This is a genomic window from Amycolatopsis sp. QT-25 (assembly GCF_029369745.1).
In the GTDB taxonomy this organism is placed as follows: domain Bacteria; phylum Actinomycetota; class Actinomycetes; order Mycobacteriales; family Pseudonocardiaceae; genus Amycolatopsis.
In genome coordinates this window covers 1,302,224-1,322,236 of sequence record NZ_CP120210.1, presented here as the reverse complement: position 1 = coordinate 1,322,236, position 20,013 = coordinate 1,302,224, and the positions used below count along the sequence as shown (strand labels likewise).

Here is a 20,013-nt window from a genome sequence, read left to right as displayed (position 1 = left end):
CTGCTCCGAAATTCCAGCACGCCTTAAACGCGAGGAGTTCAACGTGCTTCGACGTACCTTCGCCGCGGTGCTCACCGGCGCCGCGCTCTCCATCTCGGTGCTCTCGGCACCCTCCGCCGGTGCCGCCGAGATCATGGCGACCACCCTGACCTACGACGACAGCCAGGCCGCGGAGTTCAAGGACGCGGTGGCGGCCGGCGTCAACGTCTGGAACACCAACGTCACCAACGTCCGCATCGTGAAGGCGACGCCGGGGCAGCGGGTCAACATCCGGGTCGTCGCCGACAACGGCTGGCCGCGCGCCACCCTCGGCCCCGTCCGCCCCGGCGGCACGGTCACCGTGTGGATGGGCAGGCAGGCCGTCCAGCAGGGTTACTACACGCCGCGGATCGCTTCCCACGAACTCGGGCACAGCCTCGGCCTCCCCGACGTGAAGCCCGGCCCGTGCTCGTCGCTGATGTCCGGCTCGACCGGTGGGGTCAGCTGCAAGAGCGTGAACCCCAACGCGCAGGAGAAGGCCAGGGTCCAGCAGCTCTACGCCGGCACCGCCGTGCAGAGCGCCGACGCGGGCAAGGTCCTCGCGGAGGTCGGCTGATCCACGGGCCAGGGGGTGCCCGCCCCGGTACCCCCTGGCCTCGCCTGGATGACCGCGGCCTAGCCGGCCGCCGTGATCGCCGCCGCCGGGCACGACTGCGCGGCGTCGCCGATCCCGGCCGGCTCCGGGTCCAGCAACCGGACCCTGCCGTCTTCTTCGTCCTGCCCGAACACCTCGGGCGCGGTCAGGACGCACATTCCGGCGCCCACACAACGTTCCCGGTCCACTTCGATCTTCATCGCGATCAGCCCCAGGTCACCGGGAGCGCGTACACACCGTAGATGTCGGAGTCCGTCCGCAGCGGGATCTCGTCGGCCGGAACGGCCAGCCGCAGCGCCGGGAACCTGCCGAGCAGCCCGGTGAAGGCGACCTTCATCTGCACACGCGCGAGCTGCTGGCCGAGGCACTGGTGCACCCCGTGCCCGAAAGCGGCGTGCCCGGCGGCGTTGCGGCGGACATCCAGCCGGTCGGGTTCCGGGAACTTCAGCGGGTCGCGGTTGGCCGCCGCCGCCGAGAGCGCGACCACCTCCCCCGCCTTGACGATTTGGCCGCCGATCTCGACGTCTTCGAGCGCGGTGCGGACGCCCGTGTGCGCGATCGTCAGGTAGCGCAGGAGTTCCTCGATCGCGCCGTCGATGCTTTCCGGGTCCTCGCGCAGGAGGGCGAGCTGGTCCGGATGCCACAGCAACGCGAAAGTGCCCAGCGCCAGCATGTTGGCCGTGGTGTCCAGACCGGCCCCCAGCAAGAGGAACGCGATGCCGGTGAGTTCTTCGTCGGTGAGGTCCGTGGTCACCAGTTCACCGAGGATGTCGTCGGTCGGCTCCGCCCGTTTCGCCACGACGAGTTCGTACAGATAGCCACCCAGCGCGTTCATGGCGGCTTCCTGTTCCTCCAGCGGCGCGTCCGGCCGGTTCAACGGCGCGACGTTGCGGCGGAAGAACTCGTGGTCGTCGTAGGGGACCCCGAGCAGCTCGCAGATCATCAGCGCCGGAATGGGCTGCGCGAAGGCGGGCACCAGATCGACCGCCGTTCCCTGCCGCTCCATCGCGTCCAGATGCTCGGCGGTCACCTGCTCGACCCGTTCGGTGAGCTGCCGCATCCGGCGGACGGTGAACTTGCCGGTGAGCAGCTTGCGGTACCGCGCGTGCTCCGCACCGTCCATCTTGATGAACATCCCCGGCGCCGCGGGCGGCATTTCCGCCATCGCGGCCGCGCCCGGCAGCGGCGTGTGCATCAGCTCCTGCCGGGCGCTGAACCGCGGATCCGCGACGACGGCGCGGACGATCGCGTGGCCGGTCGCGAGCCAGCCTTCGTGCCCATCGGGGAAGGTCAGCCGGACGAGCGGATGCTCGTCGCGCAGCGGGCCGAGCTCGGGGGGCGGGTCGAACGGGCAGCCCTTCGGGCGTTCGAGGGGCAATTCCGTGAGATGGGGTACCGACGTGGTCATTGGTGTTCCTCCCAGTTTTACCGCTGCTCGAAGGCTACGTTGCATTTACAGATCGCTCAAAGCTCTGGACTGGCCATTTCGGCGTCTTTGCTGGTAGATTTCTGGAAATCGTTGCAACGGTCTTGCCGGTGAATGCAACGTCTCGTTGCAATGAGCTGCGGGTGAAAGCACAGGAGGCACCCATGCCGGGCGGCAGGCTGACGCAGGAGGATCGGCGGCTGATCGCGACCTGGCTCAAGGACGGCCTCGGGTACGCCGAGATCGCCCGCCGGCTCGGGCGCCCGACGTCGACGATCAGCCGCGAGGTCGCGCGCAACAGCGGTCATTCCGGCTACCGCGCCGAAGAAGCGAACCGGGTGACCGGCGAACGCGCACGGCGCCGCCGGAAGTCACCCACCCGCGACGCCGCGGCCATCCCGCCCGGCTACGGCCGGAACGCGGAAGCCGTGCGCGCCTTCGAAACCGAGTTCGCCGACATCATGGTGGCGACCGGCCTGCCCCGTATGACGGCACGAGTGCTCGCCTGCCTGTCCGTCAGCGACGACGGCGTCCTCACCGCCGCCGAACTCGCCCGGCGGCTCCAGGTCAGCCCGGCCTCGGTCTCGAACGCCGTCGCCTACCTCGAAACCCAAGCGATGCTCCGGCGCGAACGGGACGGACGACGCGAGCAGTACGTCATCGACGAGGAGATGCCCCAGCGAGTGTGGGCCGAAAGCGTCCGCGCGAACCAGGTATGGGTCAAGATCGCCCGCCGCGGCGCCGACGTCCTCGGCATCGCGACACCCGCCGGTGCCCGTATGGACGACCTCTCCCGCTTCTACGCGCGCATCAACGACCTCATGCTGGACGATCGCGTCGCCCTCTACGCCGCCGACGCCCTGACCGCCCTCGCCGCCCTCCTCCACGCCGGACACGCCCTTTCCGCCACGGCACTTTCGGCTGCCTTGGGCTGGAGCGAGGACCGGGTCGTGACCGCTTTGCGGGTGGCCGAACAGCAACCGCACATCGCCGGCCCGGTGCGGGTGGTCCACGTCGGCGGGGAGTATCGGGCGATTGCGGCGGTGGAACGGCTTACGGGGGCGCAGTTGGCGGCTTTGGGGTCTTAGTTCGGGTGCCTTGCCGGGTGGGCGGTGCTGTGGGTGTCGGGGTTGGCCGTTTTTCGTTGCCGTTTTCCGGTGGCGGCCGAGTCGGTGCTGTTTTTCGGTGGCGTTCTTCGGTGGCGGCCGAGTCGGTGCCGTTTTTCGGTGCCGTTTTCGGTGGCGGCCGAGTCGGTGCGATCAGTGTCGTCGTCTTTCGGCGGCGGCCGGCTTCGGAGTGCTCGGCCTTGGGCCTTGGCGATGCCGCTGGATCGGGTGTGGTGGCTGTCGCCGTTTTCTGGCGAAAGATGACCGGCGGCGGGAGTACGCGGCTACCGACCGTTCCGGTACTGCTGGGTCTGCCGGTGGCCGTTGCCGCTTTTCGGCACTTGAGACAGTCGGTGACGCGCCCCCTGACGACGACACTGCCGAAATCGGCGTGGCGGCACGCGGCCATGAACCGTTATCCCAGCCCCGGACACGCCGATGGACGTCGCTAAATTCCGGCAAGTGAGGCAGTCGGCGGGTACACGGCCATCAACCGTTGCGGCACGGCCGCATCACGGCGATGACGTCGCCGTCTTCGACAAGTCTGGATTTGCGCGATCACCATTACCGCTTTCCGGCGAGCAGGACATTGCGGAAGCGCGCCCCCACTGACGACAGTGACGCTGCCAAATCGGCGTAGCGACTGCCGCCAACTCTCGGCAAGCGATGGGCTGGTGGCGGGTACGCGACTATCAGCCGTCGCACCACATCACGACGATGGCCGTCGCCACTTTTCGGCGAAGCCTGAAAGTGCGCAATAACCGACGCCCTCTCCGGCAAGTAAGACACCCGGCGACACGCGCCCCATCGACAACGGCGACGCCGCCGACTCGGCATAGCGGCTACCGCCATCTCTCGGCAAACGAGGACCCTCAGCGGATACGCGGCCATGCGGCACCCCGCATCACGGCGATGACCATCGCCACTTTTCGGTGAAGTAAGACTGTCGGAAGCGCGTACCTTCATCGACGGTGCCGGTCACACCCGGTCGACGCGACGTCGCCACTTTCCGGCGAGGGCCTGTCCCGTGATCGGTGTTTCCGGCGTTGTCGATCAGTAGGTCTCGGCTCCCGGCCAGCGGTCACCGAATGTGATGGCGAAAGCGTTGATCACTGGCTTCCAACGCATCGTCCATCGAGCGCGGCCTGTCCCGGTCGGGTCCAGGCTGCGGGTCACAAGGTACAGGCACTTCATCGCGGCCTGCTCGGTCGGGAAATGTCCACGTGCACGGATCGCCCGCCGATAACGGGCGTTCAGCGACTCGATCGCGTTCGTGGAGCAGATCATCGTCCGGATCTCGACGTCGTAGTCGAGGAACGGCGTGAACTCATCCCAAGCGTTGCGCCATAAACGAATCACCGCTGCATGCTTCGCGCCCCATTTCTCTTCGAATTCGTCCAGAGCGGCCGCCGCAGCGTGCGGGCTGGGTGCGGTGTAGATGGGTTTGATGTCGCGTTTCACCGCGTCCCAGTCCCGGCGGGAAACGAGCCGGAAGGTGTTGCGGATCAGGTGGACGATACAGGTTTGCACAATGGCCTGCGGCCAGACGTTCGTCACGACGTCGGGCAGGCCTTTGAGGCCGTCGCAGACGAGGAAGAACACATCCCGGATGCCGCGGTTCTTCAGGTCGATCAACACACTCATCCAGAACTTCGCGCCCTCGCCGCCGACGCCCATCCACAGGCCCAGGACGTCCTTGCGGCCGTCCACGGTGACGCCGATGGCGGCGTAGACGGGCCGGTTGGCGACCTGCCCGTCGCGGACCTTGACGTGGATCGCGTCGATGAACACAGCGACGTACACCGGATCGAGCGGGCGGCTGGCCCAGTCGTTCATTTCGGCGACGACCTTGTCGGTGATCCGCGAGATCGTTTCCTTGCTGACCGAGGACCCGTAGATTTCGGCGAAATGCGCCGAGATATCCCCCGTCGTCATTCCCTTCGCATATAGCGACAGCACAATCTCGTCCACCTCGGTCAGCCGACGCTGCCGCTTCTTCACGATCTGCGATTCGAACGTGCTCTCCCGGTCCCGCGGAACGTTGATCCCGACCTCGCCCGCCGCATCCGAGACCACCGTTTTCGGCCGGGAGCCGTTGCGCACGTTCGTCGACTCACGATCCGGGTCGGCCTGGTTCTTCTCATGCCCCAGATGCTCGGTCATTTCCTCGTTCAGTGCCGTTTCCAGCACGTTCTTGGTGAACAGCTTCAGCAACCCGTCCGGGCCGGTCAGCGCCAGCCCGCGAGCCTTCGCCTCAGCCACCATCACCGCCGCGGCGGCCTGCTCCGGCGACAACTCCCGCGCCGGCTTGGACTCACGCTTACGTGGACTCACAAGCTCCGATGTCATCACTCACAGTGCCCATCCCGCCGGACCTCAGCCCGGCGTGTCGGGCCGAAAACACCGATCTTGGAACAGTCCCTTCGGCGATCAGGTTCAAAACGGTGGCGGTTTCTCGGCCGGAGCGGTTCGCGTGCGGGGCGAGTGGAGTGGCGCTGGGGAGCTGTCGTAGCTCTGCCCGGTTGGGGTGGTGACGGTCAGGGTGCCATCGGACGCGAGGCGGTAGATCCAGCCGGGTTCGTCCTTGAGCCGGTGGTCCCGCCGGCAAAGGTCGATGAGGTCGTCGGCAGTGGTGGCGCCGCCGAACTGCCACGGCACCGAATGGTCGAGATCGCAAGTCTGGGCGGGACGGCCGCAGCCGGGTCTTCGGCACTCACGGTCCCGCACCCGGACGAACTCGCCGATGCCGGCTGTCGGCCGGTAACGGTCCCGGCCGAGGTCCAGCACCTGTCCGGACAGCGGGTCGGTGATGATCCGCCGCAGCACGGTGTCCGGACCGGTCGCGATGTGCCGTGCCAGTGTCGCCGGAAGGTGACCGTGCCCGGCCATTTCCACCGGGTCGTCGTTGAGCCCGAGGTAGGTGGACAAGTCCATGTACAGGAACACTTCCGCGCGTTCGCCCGTACCGCCCTGGCCGCCAAGGAGAAGATCGAGCGCGACGTCCGCACGCAACTGATCCAGGGTGCGGGTTTCGTCGCCGGTCCTGAGTTTCTTGGCTTCTCTGTCTATCCGAAGGTAGGCGGCGTTGACCTTCTCGGCGGGCCCGTCCTCGACCTCGATCGACGCCACCCCCGCCTCACCCTGCCGCACGCTGAGACGACGGCTTTCGCGATGGTGCTCGGCGCGTTTGTCGGCGCCTTCACGGTCGATCGTCATCGCCGCATGATTCGCCGCCTTCCGGATCTGGTCGGAGTTCTTCCCCGCCAACCGGTCCTCGAGCAAGGCATCGGCGGCCTGGGCGTCTTCGTCTGACAGCCAAGTCGTCGCCGCGGCGACCTTCATCGCGCCGAAACCGCTCACTTTTCCTTGGTCCATCAGGTTCAAGGTGCACGGCAGCCGGGTGGTCAAGGCCTCGGCGGCCGCGACCATCGCCCCGGCATGCTTGTCCACAAGGGACAAGGCGAAGGCGGCTTCCTGTGTGACGCTGCGCGCGCCCTCGCGATGCCGACTCAGCTGGGCCAGCGCCCGGAACCGGATTGCCTCCAGCCGGGCGATTCCCGCCGAAGCCGCTTGCGCGACAGCGACGGATTCCTTGTCTTCCAACAGGGATACGGAAGCGTTGACCGACTCCAAAGCGCTCGGATCGGTGAGTTGCTCGAGTAGCGCCACTGGCGCGGATCTGTGGGTGTCCACCCGACGACCATACGACCGGCCACCGACAATTTCGGCTCAGGAAGCTGCTGCGAGACGTTGCCGATTTTCGGCGACGAAACCTTCGGTCCGGCCGCGCAGGCGTGCATTAGAGCTGGTGCACCAGTCGCCGCTTTCCGGCAACGCAACCCCAGCCAAGCACCCAAAACCAACCGGTCGCTCTCACCGAACCCCGGCAACAGCGGCCAAACCCACAACCGCCGAGAACGCCTCACATCACATCCCGGACCACCAACCGTTCCGAAGCGCGCTCGATGGCCGCCTCCACCGCGCCGACCCGGTCCGCCAGGAGGCCCATCGCGCCGACAGCGCGGCTCATCGGGTCCTCGTCGTCACCGCCGAGGGCCTGTGCCCGCAGGTATGCCGCCTTCACGTCCGTCCACCGTTGCGCTTCCGCGTCGCTCAGGCGGCCGCGGAGTTCGGCCAGTTTGAGCAGGTTGGCCTCGGCGCCGGAGGTCAGTGTCTGGGCTTCGCCGGCGTAGTGGTCGTCGATCAGCGCTTCGAGTTCGGCGTCGTTCATCGCGGGCACGATGCGGCCGGCGAGTTTGTTCATGTTCCGGTACGAACCCTGTAGCTGGAAAGGGGGTTCGACCCGGGACGCGTCCGCCTGCGCGGCCGAGGCGATGTAGGCCTGGTTGTTCTTCAGGATGATCCGCTGCACCTTGATCAGTTTCCGCAGTACGGCGAGGATCTGCTCCAGTTCGGTCGCCGAGTACGCGTGCTTCAGCTGATCCGCCCGCACGGAGCCGTCGCCGCGGGCGAGTCGCACGAGAACGTCCACATCGGACCGTTCTCGGGAGACCAGCGGTGCCAAGACGGTGTTCGCGGTGAGCGAGTTCTCGATGTAGCTCAGCGCGAACAGGTCTTCCTTGCCCGAAAGTACATCGCCGAGGTTCCACACGTCCGCGCGGTTGGCGAGCATGTCCGGGATCCGGAACCGTTTACCCTGTTCGGTGTACGGGTTGCCTGCCATGCAGACCGCGAACCGCTTGCCCCGCAGGTCATACGTCCGCGTCCGGCCTTCCCACACGCCTTCCATCCGCCGTTGCGCGTCGCACAGCGAGATGAACTTCTGCAGCAGTTCCGGTGAGGTGTGCTGGATGTCGTCCAGGTACAACAGCACGTTGTTGCCCTGCTCCAGCGCGAACGAGATCTTCTCGACCTCTTGCCGCGCGGTCGCGTTGGGCGCGTCCGCCGGATCGACCGACGTGACCTCGTGCCCGAGCGCGGGGCCGTTCACCTTGACGAACACCAGCCCGAGGCGGCTCGCGACGTACTCCATCAGCGTCGTCTTGCCGTAACCGGGCGGCGAGATGAGCAGCAGCAGCCCGGACTGGTCGGTCCGCCGCGCGTCGCCGGTCGCGCCGAGTTGCTTGGCGAGGTTGTCACCGATCAGCGGCAAGTAGACCTCGTCGAGCAACCTGTTGCGTACGAAGGCACTCATCACCTTCGGTTTGTACTCGGTCAGCCGCAGCCTGTCCCGCTCGGCCGCCACCAGTTCGGTGCGCAGCCGCTGGTAGGCCCGGAAACCCGGCACCCGGTCACGGCGGAACCGCAGCGTCCTGGCCAGCGTCTCGTCGAGCCGCAGGGTCAGGGACCGGTCGACGATCCGCGGATGCGCGCCGAGCAGACCGTCCACGGTGGCCGAAAGCTCCGCCGAGGAGTCATATCTCGGCAGGTCGGCCAGCTCGATCGCGACGGCCTCGGCCAGCTCGTCCTCAGGAAGGCCTGCCGAATCCACAAAGGACCGAAGCCAGGCTTCGGCGAGCTGATGACGGTCGGCGAGATCTTCGAGGGCGCGCAGGTCTTCGGCGAAGCTTCGGCGGTCGAGCCGGAACTTGTCGAGCAGCGTCCGCGCCCCACCGCTGGTGACGAAACCCGGCGACGTGTCGGCCAGTTCCTCGAACAGGTACTCACCGGCGAGTTCGAGGTCCAGTGTCAGGCCGGACGACGTGGCGAACGCGGTCATCGCCTCGGTGAACTCCCGCGCCAGCGCGTCGATCGCCGTGGTGTGCCCGAACGCCTCCCGCACCCGCGCGAGTGACGCGGCACGCGTCGTCCAGGAGGATTTCGCCGCCTCTTGGACACCGAAAGCCCAGAACAACTGGGCGGCGGCACGAGCGGCGGGTGGGTACCGCAGGAGTCCGGCGGCGGAGCGCAGCCGCAGCAAGGCCGACAGGATCGCGGCGGCGTCGTGATCGTGCACGCCACGCGCGTAGCCCTCGTCGTAGCGGTCACCGGCGACGCGCCGGACGACCTCCAGGAGATCAGCCTCGACCAAATCCGGCTGTTCGGCCAAGATCGACGTCGCCAGGTACTCGGCGCGATAGACCTCGGGCGACTCCGAGACCAGCAGCTGGTCCCAGTACGGCCGCGTCGCTTCGAACGACTCGTCGCGCACGGGCGAGCGGTAGTCGGTCCCGGTGATGGCGAACTTCATCCCGCCGTCGTGCGGCACCAGGGTGAGGTCGATGTCCTGCGTGTTGACCGCGAAGGTGTGGCGGCCGAGGCGGATCGTCTCCCCGCCCTCGCCGTAGAGGTCGAGCCTGTCGCGCAGCGCGCGGCCTGCCTCCTGACGGGCGGCCTTGACCCGGCCTTCGAGTTCTTCGGCGCGGACCTGGTCGCCGAGGTCGCGCAGTTCGGCGACCACACTGCGCAGCTTCGCGACCATCGGGTCGGAGGCGAAGTAGGTGTTGATCTCGTCGACCGAACCGAGGGTGCCGACCCGCCGGGTCACGCTCGTGAGGATCCGGCCTGCCGAGTCGACCAGCCGGTCCGCGCGACGCGCCCGCTCGTCGAGCAGCGCCTGCTTGCGTGAGGAGAACGCCTCGTAGACGTCGGTGCGCTTCTCGCCGAGCGACACGAGGAAGTCGTCGAACTCGCCGAACCGCGATTCGAGGTTCTCCAGTTGCAGCAGCAGCCTGCCGAGCTGCTCGTCACAGCGGTCCGGGGTGTCCGCGACCGCGAGCCCGCCGGTGATCGCTTGCGCGAGCAGCGCGAACTCGGCGGCGAACTCGGCCCGGCCCTCGGTCTCCAGCAGCTCCTTGCGCCGGGCTTCGAGGGTGGCCCGTGCCCGGTTCACCGCGCCGATGACCTCGCCGACGCGTTCGAGGATCTTCGTCCGCACCACGGCGTCCGTGATCTCCAGGCCGCCGACCACGTCGGTGAGGACTTCGAGGCCGCCGGACTGCTCGTCCAGTCGTTCGGCGACCGGGACCGCCTCGGCAACGGTGGAGATCGCGCCCGCGGCCTCGATCAGCCTGTCGACCTCGGCGTGGTAGCTCGTGAACGCGTCCTCGCCCTGCAGGAACCGGACGGCACGCTGTGCGGCCTCGTCGAAGTTTCCGTCGAGGTCGGTGATCAACTCGTCGATCCGTGCGGTGTCGACATAGCGCAGTTCCCGCACGGTGACGAGACGGCCTCGCGCGCGGTGCATCTCGGCGAGCCTGCGCACCCACGCGTCGGCCGCGTTCAGCGCCTCGCCCCGCACCTTCCGCACGAGCGAAGCGGTTTCCGCGGCGGCTTCCTCGACGGCGTCGGCCGCTTGCGAAGTGAGCGCGGTGACCGTCTCGAACTCGTCGAGCACCTGTTCCGCGGTGATCCGGACGTCCGCCAACGGCGACCGCAGATCACCGAGTTCGGCCTCGCCGAGCCAGTGGTAGTGGTCGAAGACCCGCGCGCAGGCAGCGATCAGTGCTTCGAACACCGCCGCGGACGGCGCCATCTCGCCGACCATCCGGCCGATCGAAAGACAGTCGGAGATCCCGCGGACCAGATCGGCGTTGCCGACCCGCTCCAGCGGTCCCGTTCCGGCCGGCTGTGAGGCGGCGTAGGTGTCGGAGTGGAACGGCGTCCGCCACACCTGCATCGGGTGCACGCGGCTCGGCTCGTCGGACAGCGCGCGGAACAACACCATCGTGCCGTCGTCGAACAGCGAGTACCCGTGGCACGGGATCGGGTTCGAGACCTCTTTGCGGATCACGTTGTACGGCAGGAGAAGCGAACGTCCGTCGGCCCGTGCGTGGAAGACGTAGAGCACGTCTTCGCCGTTGGGCGAACGGATCATCCGCTCGAATTCGAGCTCGTCGACCGTGGTGTCGAACGTCTTGCTGACACCCGTGTCGAGGTAGTAGCCGCCGGGGAAGATGATCCCGTGGTCCTCGGGCAACCGCTGGCACGCCTGCCCGATCCCGTCGAGGCGCACGACGTCACGCGTGCGGGTGTTGAACACCAGATACCGGTGCACGGTCTCCTTGTACGGGAGCACCCGCAACAGGATCAGCGGGCCGATCCTGGCATACGACACCTCGGCGTCGGCGAGGCTCTGCAGCGGCTCGTCGACCGCCTCGGCGTAGACGCCCTCTCCGGTTTCGGTGTTGTTTTCCACCTTCACCGTCAGGTTGCCGCCGACGGTCTCGACGAACACCTCGTCCTCGATCGAGATGTGCGGATGCCGACCGAGGACGTGCTGTTCGCGGCTGGTCTCGATCCATTCGAAGTCGTGCGACGGCGGGAAGACATGATCGCGTTCACCCCGGCTGTCCACATAGGACACTGCGCCGCCGGCGGCGACCGCCCAGCGCAGCACCCGGATGTCCTCGGTCCGCGGGCCGATCTGGAACACCGCGAGCAGTTTGCCCTCGACCCGCCGCAGCTGCAGCAGCTTCGCCTGCCGGTAGTACCGGTACAGCTCGGCGAAGTCACGGACGAACCGCTCGTCGCGCAACAGCTCCGGCAGTTCTTCGGCCGGCACGTCGTCGAAGCGGAACGCTTCTTCGTCCTGGCTGAAGCCGTGCAGCGAGAAGACGTCGTCGACCGTCGTCTCGGGCTTGAGGCCGATGAAGACGTTGTAGCCGAACAACATCCGCCCGCCGACCGACACGACGTCCCGCGGCACGCAGTTGTTCACCGTGCGGATCCGCTCCGTGCCGATCAGCGCGAGCTGCGCACTGCCGAAGACCCCGAGCCGCGCGGCGTTGAGCTCGTCCGCGCGTTTCGCCAGCTCGGCGGCCTGTGCGGCGAGCCGGGCGCGGAGCACCTCGTAGGTGCCCGCGTCCAGCTTCTCCGATCCTGCCGCCGGTTCGGTCGTCGTCACTGCTTCGCGGGGGTGAGGGCGGCGACGGAGGTGTCGGCGAGGCCGAGCCGCTGCGCCATCGACATCAGCTCACGCAGCTTGTCGCTGTCCGGGCCGCCCGCCTGCAACTGCTTGGTCAGGAAGGCCGACAGCGTCAGGTTCTTCACGTCCTCCGTGCTCACCGAGCCGACCAGTTTCGTCAGGTCGTCGGTGAAGCTGCCCGAACCGTCGAGCCACGACTTCCCGAGGGTCTGGACGACGTCCGAGTGCTCGACGAAGCCGTCCACGCTCTTGCCGAGCCCGATCGAGCCGATGACCTTCTCGAAGAACATCGTCTCGCCGCCGACGATGTCGATGTCGGCCTTCTCCAGCCCGATACCGAGGACCGTGGCCTGCGCCTCGGCGACCTCTCGCTGCACGGTGAGCGCGGCGAGCCGGATCTCCTTCTCGGCCTCCAAGCGCAGGCGATACTCCTCGTGCTGGCGACTGGCGGTGTCGAGCGCGGCCATCGCGGCGGCCTTCTCGGTGAGACCTTCGGCCTCGCCCTTGAGCTTGTCGCGCATCGCGTCGGCGAGCACGATCGCCTTCTCGCGTTCGACGATCGCCTCGGCCCGGCCGACCTTCTCCAGCGCGTCGGCGTCGCGTTCCTTGACCTGTGCCGCGGCCAGTCCGATGGCGGCCTCCTCCGCCTGGATGCCTTCGGCCAGGCGGATCTTCGCGCGGGTGTCCAGCTCGGCGGCTTGCTGGCGTGCTTCGGCCAGCGTCAGTTCCTCGCGTGCCTTGTGCTTCGAGGCCACCTCGGCGGCTTCCGCGGCCTTGATGTCCTTGACGAGGTTCTCCTGCGCCTCCGCCTCGGCCCGGATGATGATCGCCTCGCGCTGACGCTGCGCCTCTTCGACGACGCGGAGTTTCTTGATGTTCTCTTCCTGCTCCGCCACGGTCTTCTCGACCGCGATCCGCTCGCGGATCACCTCGGCGATGGACCGCTTCTCGGTCTCGACTTCCTTGTCCTTGGCGATCCGGGACAGCTCGGTCTCGCGTTCGCGGCCGATGACCTCGAGCAGCCTGTCCTTCTCGATGCGCTCGCTCTCGATGGCGATGACCCGCTCGCGGTTCTTGCCCGCGACCTCGATCTCACGCTGCTGGTTCTGGTGCTGGATGCCGAGCTGCTCGTCCGTGCGCAGCTGCGCGGCCTGCGATTTGAGCCGCTCCTCCGCCTGTACCTTGGCGATTTCGGCCTCTTCACGCGCCCTCATGGTCTCGACCTCGCGGTTCTGCTTGATCTCCGCGTCGGCCTGCCGCCGCTCCAGTTCGAGGATCGCCTCGCGGGCGTCCACGTTCTGCCGGGTGATCTCTTTTTCCTCGCTGCGGCGGAACTCGTTGGTGCGCACGTGCTCGATCGCGGTCAGCTCGGTGATCTTGCGGATACCCTGCGCGTCGAGGATGTTCGCCGAGTCGAGCTGCGCCATCGGCGTCTGCTCGAGATAGTCGATGGCCGCGTCCTCGAGGCTGTAGCCGTTGAGGTCGGTGCCGATGACGCGGATGATCTGGTCGCGGAACTCGTGGCGTTTGGTGTAGAGATCCACGAAGTCGAGCTGCTTGCCGACGGTTTTCAACGCTTCGGAGAACTTGGCGTTGAACAATTCCTGCAGGGTCGCCTCGTCGCTCGCGCGTTCGGTGCCGATGGCCTGCGCCACCTTGATCACGTCCTCGACGGTCTTGTTGACCCGCACGAAGAACGAGATCCGGATGTCGGCGCGGATGTTGTCCCGGCAGATGAGGCCCTCGCGGCCGGTGCGGGTGATCTCCATCGCCTTGACCGAGGTGTCCATGATCTCGGCCTTGTGCAGCACCGGCAGGACGATCGCACCGGTGAACGTCACGTCGACGCGGCGGACCTTCGAGATGATCAGTGCCTTGCCCTGCGGCACCTTCTTGAACAACCTGGTGATGGTGAAGAGCAAGACCAGGAGGATGACAACTATCACGGCGATCAGAACGCCGGCCCCCACGCTGATGGCACCCATAAAGTTCCTTTTCTACTTCAGATGTCCAAGGACTCGACCCAGAAGAACTCGCCTTCGGAGTCGTAGTCGTAGAGAACTACGCGGCTGCCCGCCGTGAGGTTGCCTTGGCCTGCCTGCCGAACGTCCACAATGGCCGTGGACCCGTCGGCGGCGGCGGCTTCGGCCTGGCCGAAGTCGTGGGTGACCGACGAGGTGCGGATGACCGCGGCCCGGCCGATGAAGTCTCTCCTGCTCGGTTCCTTCGCGGGACCGAACACCCGGCGCAGGGGCACCACGATCACCCTCGTCCCGAGTGCGCCGAGCACGAGCGCGACGGCGAGCACGCCTGCCCCGAACCCGATCCTCGATGGTGTCGAAAGCTCAAGGTCATCGAGAAGAACCGTCCCTGCCAGGCTGGCGAACCAGGTGAATGCGATCAGTAAGGAGAGCGAAATGGACAGCGGGACCCCGCCGAAGCCCGCCAGGAGCCCGTCACCGCCGTCGAACTCGACGGCGTCACCACCGTCGAAGGCGCCGAACAGGGCCAGCAGCCAGTAACCGATCACCACGATCAGCAAGAAGCTGAAGAGCACGGCCGGAAACCCCAGAGCCGCGGTGACGAACCCGCCCATCGCCGTCGTCCCCTCCCCCATCACCCCGGGTCAGGACTATAACCAGCGCGTGCGGCCGGGCGGACCGTTTTCGGCTACGAGTGGGTCACGGTGCTCCCCGCGATCAGTCACCTACTTGCGCCCGACCCCTCCCGCAAGTAGGTGACTGATTGCCAAGGGGGTTACGCCGACCGGCCGCGCCGAAGCCATCCGGTTGGGCCTGTCGCCCTCTCGGAGGGCGTCCTACTCTCCAGTATTGAGAGTGACACAGGACACACCACGGTCTTGGGAGGCTCCATGAAGTGGCACGTTCGCGAACCGATCGACGAGGATCGGCGCGAACGGCGAATCCGCCACGTCACCCGATGCCTGAAGTGCACGCTCACCTGCGTCCATTGTGGACTACCGATCGGATTCTCCGTGCCCGCCGGACATCCCGGCCTCGGCGTGGTCGAACACCTTCCCGGTGTGAGCACCCCCGGCCTTCCGGATCTGGCTCTGCTGCACCGGTTCTGCCGGGACACTCTCGCCGCGGAGCCGGGTGTCGCGCTCAGGCGGGCCTATCTCGGCCTGGCGACCGAACTCTTCGAAACGGGACGGCGGATCCGTCGTCACCGCCGGCTCGGCGTGCATCCGCCACGACCGGGACATCTCGAGGCCTACCGAAAACGGTGGCGAGTGGCCAAAATGCGGTACGCCTGCAAGGCGTGCCGGTACTACACCGGCTCTCACTGAGCCGATTCTCCCCCGGAGGACTCGTGCTCGTTCGTCTCATCCTCGGTCTGCTCATCACCGTCGTCGGACTCGCCTTCGCCGCCCGTCGCGCACGTTGGCTCGTCAAACTGATCCGGTCGGGCCAGCCGGACGAAAACCGCTCGGACGTCATGGCCGTCCGCGCGAAAACGCATCTGGCCGAGGTCTTCGGGCAGCGCAAATTGCTGAAGTGGTCCGTCCCCGGGCTCGCGCACCTGTTCACGTTCTGGGGCTTCGTGATCCTCGGCTCGGTTTACGCCGAGGCGTATGGCGCCCTGTTCGACCACGACTTCCACCTCCCGCTCATCGGGCACTGGGCGGTGCTGGGCTTCCTCCAGGATTTCATCGCGGTCGCGGTGCTCGTCTCGCTCGTGGTGTTCGCGGTCATCCGGATCCGCCAGGCACCCGAGAGGAAAGACCGCGCCTCGCGCTTCTTCGGCTCGCACACCGGTGGCGCCTGGCTGATCCTGTTCATGATCTTCACCGTGATCTGGACGATGTTCCTCTTCCGGGGCGCTTCGGCCGCGGTCGGCGTTTTCCCCTACGAGTCGGGCGCGTGGGTCTCCCTCGGCGTGGGTGAACTCCTGGAGCCGCTCGGCCCGGCGGTCGCCGGACCGCTGGAGACCGCCGGGCTGCTGCTGCACATCGGCGTGATGCTCGCGTTCCTCTCGATCGTGCTCTACTCCAAGCATCTGCACATCTTCCTCGCGCCGGTCAACGTGACCGCCAAACGTCTTCCGGACGCGCTCGGCCCGTTGCCGCCGATGGAGTCCGCGGGCAAGCCGATCGACTTCGAGGATCCGGGCGAGGACGACACGTTCGGCCGCGGCAAGATCGAGGACTTCACCTGGAAGGGCATGCTCGACTTCGCCACCTGCACCGAATGCGGCCGCTGCCAGTCGCAGTGCCCGGCGTGGAACACCGGGAAACCGTTGTCCCCCAAATTGTTGATCATGGACCTGCGTGACCACCTCTTCGAGAAGGCGCCGTACATCCTGGACGGCAAGGAAGCACCCGAAGAGCGCCCACTCGTGGGACCCGAGGATCTCGGGGGCGTCATCGACCCGGATGTCCTCTGGTCGTGCACCACCTGCGGCGCCTGCGTCGAACAGTGCCCGGTCGACATCGAGCACGTCGACCACGTCGTGGACATGCGCCGCTACCAGGTGATGATCGAGTCGGCCTTCCCGAGCGAACTCGGCGTGCTGTTCAAGAACCTGGAAACCAAGGGGAACCCCTGGGGCCAGAACAATTCCGATCGCCTCGCGTGGACGAAGGACCTCGACTTCGAGGTGCCGATCTTCGACGGCGAACTCGCCGAAGACGTCGAATACGTCTACTGGGTCGGCTGCGCGGGCGCCTTCGACGACAACGCCCGCAAGACCGTCCGCGCCACCGCGGAGCTCCTGCATCTCGCCGGGGTGAGGTACACGGTCCTCGGCACCGGCGAGTCCTGCACCGGCGATCCGGCCCGCCGCTCCGGCAACGAGTTCCTCTTCCAGATGCTCGCGCGGCAAACCGTCGAGACGCTGAACGCGGTGTTCGAGGGCCGCGAACCGGGTACCCGCAAGATCGTCACCACCTGCCCGCACTGTCTCAACACACTCGGCCGCGAGTACCCGCAACTGGACGGGCACTACGAGGTCCTGCACCACACGCAACTGCTGAACCGGCTCGTCCGCGCGGGCAGGCTCACCCCGGTCAAACCGGTCGACGCCGGCCCGGTGACCTACCACGACCCGTGTTACCTCGGCCGCCACAACAAGGTCTACGAGCCACCGCGCGAACTCGTGGGCGCGACGGGCGCCACGCTCAGTGAGATGCCCCGGCACGCCGACCGCGCACTCTGCTGCGGTGCCGGGGGCGCGCGGATGTGGATGGAGGAGCAGATCGGCAAGCGCATCAACCTCGAACGGGTCGACGAGGCGCTCGGCACGGACGCCGAGACCATCGTGACCGGCTGCCCCTTCTGCCGCGTGATGCTGAACGACGGTCTCGTGCAGCGGCAGAGCGAACAGCGTGGCGAGAATGTCACCGTGCGCGACGTCTCCCAGCTCTTACTGGAGACGGTGCAGGAACGCTATCGAACGAGGACCGAGATTTAAGGCACACGCGAGTTGGAAGTTCGGCGCGCCGAACTCTAAACTCGCGGAATGGCGAATCTGCGTAAGGCCGCGTGCGCGCTGGCGGCGTCCGTACTCGTCCTGTCCGCTTGCGGCGGCCCCGCCGTCGGCACGGACGACAAGCGGCCCGTCGTGCTGACCACGTTCACGGTCCTGGCGGACATCGCCTCGAACGTCGCGGGCGACAAGCTCCGGGTCGAGTCGATCACCAAACCCGGCGCCGAGATCCACGGCTACGAGCCCACCCCGGACGACATCAAGAAGGCCGCGAAGGCGGACCTGATCCTCGACAACGGGCTGAACCTGGAGGCGTGGTTCGCCCGGTTCGTCAAGGAGAGCGACGCCCCGCACAAGGTGGTCAGCGAGGGTGTCCAGCCCATCGCCATCGGCGAAGACGCCTACCAGGGAAAACCGAACCCGCACGCGTGGATGTCTCCGGCGAATGCGGGTATCTACGTGGACAACATGGTAAAGGCGTTCAGCGAACTCTCCTCCGGCGACGCCGCCGTGTTCAAGGCCAACGGCGACGCCTACAAGGCGAAAGTGACGGAGGTGCGGGACGAGATGACGGGTGCGCTGAGCGGCCTGCCGCAAACCGAGCGAGCGCTGGTCACCTGTGAAGGCGCCTTCTCCTACCTCGCGCGCGACACCGGTCTCACGGAGCGGTACATCTGGGCGGTCAACGCCGAACAGCAGGCCACGCCCCAGCAGATCACCCGTGCCATCGAATTCGTCAAGCAGAACAAGGTCCCCGCGGTGTTCTGCGAGTCGACCGTCTCCGACGCCCCGATGCAGCAGGTCGTCGCCGCCACGGGTACCGCGTTCGGCGGCGTCCTGTACGTGGACTCCCTGTCCGGCCCCGAAGGTCCGGTACCGACCTACCTCGACCTCATCCGTCACGACTCGAAGACGATCGTCGCCGCCCTCACCGGAGCGAAGCCGTGACGGCCGCGATCCGCGTCGAAGGCGTCACCGTCCACTACGGCGACGTCCTCGCGCTCGACGGCGTCGACGTCACGCTCGGACACGGTCACGTCTGCGGGCTGGTCGGGATGAACGGCTCCGGCAAGTCGACACTGTTCAAGACCGTCATGGGCATGGTCCGGCCGGACACCGGCACGGTCTCGATCGACGGTGGCACCCCCGCCCGCGCGCGCAAAACCGGTGTGATCGGCTACGTGCCGCAGAGCGAGGACGTCGACTGGTCGTTCCCGTTGTCGGTGCGGGAGGTCGTGATGACCGGCCGCTACGGGCGGCTCGGCTTCACCCGGCGGCCGCGCCGCGCCGACCACGAAGCCGTCGACCACGCGCTGGAACGGGTCGAACTGGCCGAACTCGCCGGACGGCAGATCGGCCAGTTGTCCGGCGGGCAGCGCAAACGCGCGTTCGTCGCGCGCGGCATCGCCCAAGGCGCCCGCGTCCTGCTGCTGGACGAGCCGTTCGCCGGCGTGGACAAACGGTCCGAAGCCACGATCACGCGGCTGCTCAAGGAGCTCGCGGCCGACGGTGCCGCCGTCCTGATCTCCACCCACGACCTGCACGCGCTGCCCGGCCTCGCCGACGAGGCGATCCTGCTGATGCGCAAGGTGCTCGCGCACGGCTCCCCCGGCGAGGTGCTCCGGCCCGAAAACCTCGCGCTGGCCTTCGGACTCGATGTCCTGCAACGGGAAGAAGAACTCGCGTGAGTCTCCACGACCTGTTCCTCGAACCGCTGAGCTACGACTTCATGGTGCGGGCGCTGGCGTCCACGGTCATCGCGTCCGCCGTCTGCGCGGTGCTCTCCTGCTGGCTGGTGCTGATCGGCTGGTCGCTGATGGGCGACGCGGTCTCGCACGCCGTACTGCCCGGCGTCGTGCTCGCCTACGTCCTCGGCGCGCCCTTCGCGCTGGGCGCCGTCGTCTTCGGTTTCCTCGCCGTGGCACTGATCGGTGTCGTCCGTGACACCAGCCGGGTCAAGGAGGACGCCGCGATCGGCATCGTGTTCACCACGTTGTTCGCGCTCGGACTCGTGCTGATCTCGGTGACGCCCAGCCAGACCGACCTGAACCACATCATCTTCGGCAACCTGCTCGGCGTCGACAACCCGGACCTGATCCAGATCGGTGTCCTCGGCGCGATCACCCTCACCCTGCTGGTGCTCAAACGCCGCGACTTCACCTTGTACGCCTTCGACCCCACGCACGCGCTCGCCATCGGGCTGAACCCCCGGGTGCTCGGCGCCGCGTTGCTGGGGCTGCTCGCGCTGACCGCGGTGGTGGCGTTGCAGGTGGTCGGCGTGATCCTGGTGGTGGCGATGCTGATCATCCCCGGCGCGACGGCGTACCTGCTGACCGACCGGTTCGGCCGCATGCTGGTGATCGCGCCGTCGTTCTCGGTGCTCGCCGCGGTGACCGGGCTGTACCTGAGCTACCACCTCGACACCGCGTCCGGCGGGATGATCGTGCTGGTGCAGGGCGCCGGGTTCACGCTGGTGTACCTGTTCGGGCCGCGGCACGGGATCGTCGGGAAGCGGCTGGCCAAGCGGAGGCGGGAGCTGTCCCGGGCGGCGTGATCGGACAGCGTGCTCGCG

The 20,013-nt window shown here is 67.3% G+C and carries 14 protein-coding genes; 7 read left to right on the top strand and 7 right to left on the bottom strand.

Features of this window, described 5'->3' with window-relative positions:
- Positions 1-43 precede the first annotated feature (43 nt).
- Positions 44-595, top strand: a complete 552-nt coding sequence (locus tag P3102_RS06465; protein WP_276367347.1) for a snapalysin family zinc-dependent metalloprotease — start codon at positions 44-46, stop codon at positions 593-595.
- A 59-nt stretch (positions 596-654) separates the two neighbouring features.
- Here P3102_RS06465 and P3102_RS06460 read toward each other — a convergent pair whose 3' ends face one another.
- Both P3102_RS06460 and P3102_RS06455 read right to left on the bottom strand, forming a co-directional pair.
- Positions 655-834: a ferredoxin gene (locus P3102_RS06460; protein ID WP_276367346.1), complete on the bottom strand. Its 180-nt coding sequence runs from the start codon at positions 832-834 to the stop codon at positions 655-657.
- Between the two features lie 5 nt (positions 835-839).
- Positions 840-2,042, bottom strand: coding sequence for a cytochrome P450 (locus tag P3102_RS06455; protein WP_276367344.1), 1,203 nt, complete (start codon positions 2,040-2,042; stop codon positions 840-842).
- A 182-nt stretch (positions 2,043-2,224) separates the two neighbouring features.
- Between P3102_RS06455 and P3102_RS06450 the strand changes: the two genes are divergently transcribed.
- Entirely contained in the window at positions 2,225-3,148 is a 924-nt protein-coding gene (locus P3102_RS06450) for a helix-turn-helix domain-containing protein (protein WP_276371016.1), read from the top strand.
- A 1,071-nt stretch (positions 3,149-4,219) separates the two neighbouring features.
- Here P3102_RS06450 and P3102_RS06445 read toward each other — a convergent pair.
- From P3102_RS06445 to P3102_RS06425, 5 genes are all read right to left on the bottom strand, one after another.
- Entirely contained in the window at positions 4,220-5,515 is a 1,296-nt protein-coding gene (locus P3102_RS06445; protein ID WP_346660160.1) for an IS256 family transposase, read from the bottom strand.
- A gap of 87 nt (positions 5,516-5,602) precedes the next feature.
- Positions 5,603-6,835, bottom strand: coding sequence for an HNH endonuclease signature motif containing protein (locus P3102_RS06440; RefSeq protein WP_276371012.1), 1,233 nt, complete (start codon positions 6,833-6,835; stop codon positions 5,603-5,605).
- Between the two features lie 253 nt (positions 6,836-7,088).
- Positions 7,089-11,972, bottom strand: a complete 4,884-nt coding sequence (locus tag P3102_RS06435; protein WP_276367342.1) for a DNA repair ATPase — start codon at positions 11,970-11,972, stop codon at positions 7,089-7,091.
- Positions 11,969-13,978, bottom strand: a complete 2,010-nt coding sequence (locus tag P3102_RS06430; protein WP_276367341.1) for a flotillin family protein — start codon at positions 13,976-13,978, stop codon at positions 11,969-11,971. The genes P3102_RS06435 and P3102_RS06430 overlap by 4 nt, the downstream gene beginning before the upstream one ends.
- Before the next feature lie 17 nt (positions 13,979-13,995).
- Positions 13,996-14,610 (bottom strand): hypothetical protein, encoded by a 615-nt coding sequence (locus P3102_RS06425; RefSeq protein WP_276367339.1) that lies wholly within the window; start codon positions 14,608-14,610, stop codon positions 13,996-13,998.
- 255 nt (positions 14,611-14,865) lie between these two features.
- Between P3102_RS06425 and P3102_RS06420 the strand changes: the two genes are divergently transcribed.
- The 5 genes from P3102_RS06420 to P3102_RS06400 are packed head-to-tail and all read left to right on the top strand — an operon-like array spanning position 14,866 to position 19,995.
- Positions 14,866-15,303 carry a hypothetical protein gene (locus P3102_RS06420; RefSeq protein ID WP_276367338.1) on the top strand — a complete coding sequence of 146 codons (438 nt, stop codon included), beginning with the start codon at positions 14,866-14,868 and terminating at the stop codon, positions 15,301-15,303.
- A gap of 23 nt (positions 15,304-15,326) precedes the next feature.
- Positions 15,327-17,426, top strand: coding sequence for a (Fe-S)-binding protein (locus P3102_RS06415; protein WP_276367336.1), 2,100 nt, complete (start codon positions 15,327-15,329; stop codon positions 17,424-17,426).
- 48 nt (positions 17,427-17,474) lie between these two features.
- Positions 17,475-18,389 carry a metal ABC transporter substrate-binding protein gene (locus tag P3102_RS06410; protein ID WP_276367335.1) on the top strand — a complete coding sequence of 305 codons (915 nt, stop codon included), beginning with the start codon at positions 17,475-17,477 and terminating at the stop codon, positions 18,387-18,389.
- Complete coding sequence (locus P3102_RS06405; RefSeq protein ID WP_276367334.1) at positions 18,386-19,129, top strand: metal ABC transporter ATP-binding protein; 744 nt, start codon at positions 18,386-18,388, stop codon at positions 19,127-19,129. The genes P3102_RS06410 and P3102_RS06405 overlap by 4 nt, the downstream gene beginning before the upstream one ends.
- On the top strand, positions 19,126-19,995 hold the full coding sequence (locus P3102_RS06400; protein ID WP_276367332.1) for a metal ABC transporter permease: 870 nt from the start codon (positions 19,126-19,128) through the stop codon (positions 19,993-19,995). Before P3102_RS06405 ends, P3102_RS06400 begins: the two co-directional genes overlap by 4 nt.
- Positions 19,996-20,013 lie beyond the last annotated feature (18 nt).

Excerpts from the sequence above, each read along its gene's own strand:
- P3102_RS06460 (WP_276367346.1), bottom strand. The coding sequence starts at position 834 with ATGAAGATCGAAGTGGACCGGGAACGTTGTGTGGGCGCCGGAATGTGC.
- P3102_RS06455 (WP_276367344.1), bottom strand. The coding sequence starts at position 2,042 with ATGACCACGTCGGTACCCCATCTCACGGAATTGCCCCTCGAACGCCCG.
- P3102_RS06450 (WP_276371016.1), top strand. The coding sequence starts at position 2,225 with ATGCCGGGCGGCAGGCTGACGCAGGAGGATCGGCGGCTGATCGCGACC.
- P3102_RS06445 (WP_346660160.1), bottom strand. The coding sequence starts at position 5,515 with ATGACATCGGAGCTTGTGAGTCCACGTAAGCGTGAGTCCAAGCCGGCG.
- P3102_RS06430 (WP_276367341.1), bottom strand. The coding sequence starts at position 13,978 with ATGGGTGCCATCAGCGTGGGGGCCGGCGTTCTGATCGCCGTGATAGTT.
- P3102_RS06425 (WP_276367339.1), bottom strand. The coding sequence starts at position 14,610 with ATGGGGGAGGGGACGACGGCGATGGGCGGGTTCGTCACCGCGGCTCTG.
- P3102_RS06420 (WP_276367338.1), top strand. The coding sequence starts at position 14,866 with ATGAAGTGGCACGTTCGCGAACCGATCGACGAGGATCGGCGCGAACGG.
- P3102_RS06410 (WP_276367335.1), top strand. The coding sequence starts at position 17,475 with ATGGCGAATCTGCGTAAGGCCGCGTGCGCGCTGGCGGCGTCCGTACTC.